Annotated in this window: 3 protein-coding genes; 1 reads left to right on the plus strand and 2 read right to left on the minus strand. The window is 63.2% G+C overall.

Annotated features, from left to right (window positions below; translation table 11 throughout):
- Positions 1-56: 56 nt before the first annotated feature.
- Positions 57-869 carry a VOC family protein gene (locus EOC06_RS29555; protein WP_128289303.1) on the minus strand — a complete coding sequence of 271 codons (813 nt, stop codon included), beginning with the start codon at positions 867-869 and terminating at the stop codon, positions 57-59.
- 247 nt (positions 870-1,116) lie between these two features.
- Between EOC06_RS29555 and EOC06_RS29560 the strand changes: the two genes are divergently transcribed.
- Positions 1,117-1,671 (plus strand): alpha/beta hydrolase, encoded by a 555-nt coding sequence (locus tag EOC06_RS29560; protein WP_128309454.1) that lies wholly within the window; start codon positions 1,117-1,119, stop codon positions 1,669-1,671.
- 6 nt (positions 1,672-1,677) lie between these two features.
- Here EOC06_RS29560 and EOC06_RS43840 read toward each other — a convergent pair.
- Positions 1,678-2,045 (minus strand): aldolase/citrate lyase family protein (locus EOC06_RS43840; RefSeq protein ID WP_245470193.1); only part of this gene is annotated, 368 nt, incomplete at its 5' end.

Below are 2,045 nucleotides of genomic sequence, written 5' to 3' on the forward strand. Positions count from 1 at the left end.
CCCTCATTGCCCTGCCGGGCATTTCTCCCCGTATAGTGACGGGGAGAAAGACGCTCTCAAGCCTTGCCGGGAACAGTCCTGATCACCGTGCCCCACGGATCTTCGCGGGTTGCCGGGCTCGTCACCTTGTCCGAACGCATCTCGACCCAGGCAAGGCCCGACCGGCTCGAATCGCGGCGGCCGGCGCCTGAACTCTGCCAGGCGTTGGCGCCGATGTGGTGGTGATAGCCGCCCGACGACAGGAACACCGCCTGGCCACCGTATTTGGCCATGGTGTCGAAGCCAAATTCCTGGTTCCACCAGGCTTCGGCGTCTTCCGGCCTGCCGACACGCAGGTGGACATGGCCGACGATGCTGTTTTCCGGCGTACCCTGCCAGCCGGCATCACCCGCCGGCACTTCGGCAACGACGGACGGAATGTTCAGCCGTTCTGTCGCCATGGCAATCTTGTCGCCATTCCACTTCCAGTCCTGCGCACGGCGGTCGGCATAGATCTCGATGCCATTGCCTTCGGGATCGGTCAGGTACAGAGCTTCGCTGACCAGATGGTCGGAAGCGCCCTCGATCGCGATCTTGTTTGATATGGCGTGGTTGATCCAGCGGCCGAGGTCGGCGCGGCTGGGCAGCAGGAAGGCGGTGTGGAACAGCCCGGCGCTGCGCGGATCATCCGGCTTGGCTGAAGCGTCCTGCTCAAGCACCAACAACGGACGGTTGGCGGCGCCCAGGGTGATCGCGCCATCGGCACGGCTCAACTCCTGCAGACCGACAATTTCGCGGTAATAGGCGGCAAGGCTTTCCGCGTCGCGCGCCTTCAGCCCGACGCGGGCAACGCTGACCGGGGTGGTGGCGGCAAAAGGCAACTCGCTCATCGAATGCTCCGTTCGACCGGCCTGCGATGAAGCTCCCAAGGCGAGAAGCCCCACTCCGCCGATCATTGTACGTCGTGTCAGTTCCAAAGTCAGGGTTCCCGCGCACGGCTGTTTCTTCCTGACCACAGATCGTCCATCGGCATCGTTCACACAAGACGCGAAGAAGCGAACATGGTGTTCACTATTGTGATCAAAAGCGGCGTTCCTGCTGGTTGCACGAAGCGATGCCGCTCGCTATCTCAGCGCCATGAAGGTCAAGGAAGCAGATATTCTCATCGTACCGGGCTACACCAATTCCGGCCCCGACCATTGGCAGAGCCGCTGGCAGTCGAAACTGTCGACGGCGCGCCGCGTCGAACAGACCGAGTGGTCGAAGCCGGTTCGCGAGGACTGGACGGCGAGCGTCGCCAAGGCGGTCAACGAGGCCGAGCGGCCGGTCGTCCTGGTGGCGCACTCGCTCGGTGTCGCCGCTGCAGTGCAAGCCATTCCGCAGTTCCGCAAGCCGGTTGCCGGGGCCTTCTTCGTGGCACCTCCCGACGTCGCCAATCCCGAGATCAGGCCCAGGCACCTGATGACCTTCGGCCCCTATCCGCGTGAGCCGCTGCCCTTTCCCTCGATCGTGATCGCCAGCCGCAACGATCCGTTCTGCGCCTTCGATGTCGCCGAAGACATTGCCGGTGCATGGGGCTCGCTGTTCATCGATGCCGGCGAGACCGGTCATCTGAACGCGGATTCAGGCTTCGGGCCGTGGCCCGAAGGTTCAATGACCTTCGCCAAATTCCTGACGGATTTGAAACCCTGAGTTTCTTCAGGACCCGATCGAATCGCGGACGCTCTTGATCAGCGTTTTTGCGCCAAGCCCGATCAGCGAATGCTCGGAGCCCATGGCCAGCAGGCGATAGCCCATCGACACGACCCGGCCGGCAATTGCCGGCTCGACAACGTAGATCGCCGCATGTTTGCCGGCCTTGCGGGTGCGCTCGGCCACCGATGCCACCGTCTCCATCATGCTTTCCAGCGTCGAATTGACGGTCGCACCATTGCTCCAGGCGATCGAGAAATCCGACGGGCCGAGGAAGATGCCGTCGATGCCGGGCGTGTCGAGGATGCCATCGAGCGCATCGAGGGCGGCACGCGTCTCGACCATGGCGAAGGCCATCGTGCGCTGGTTGGTGT

It is taken from the genome of Mesorhizobium sp. M7A.F.Ca.MR.362.00.0.0, from assembly GCF_004023175.1.
In the GTDB taxonomy this organism is placed as follows: domain Bacteria; phylum Pseudomonadota; class Alphaproteobacteria; order Rhizobiales; family Rhizobiaceae; genus Mesorhizobium.

Coding starts and splice junctions, on each gene's coding strand:
- EOC06_RS29555 (WP_128289303.1), bottom strand. CDS start 869: ATGAGCGAGTTGCCTTTTGCCGCCACCACCCCGGTCAGCGTTGCCCGC.
- EOC06_RS29560 (WP_128309454.1), top strand. CDS start 1,117: ATGAAGGTCAAGGAAGCAGATATTCTCATCGTACCGGGCTACACCAAT.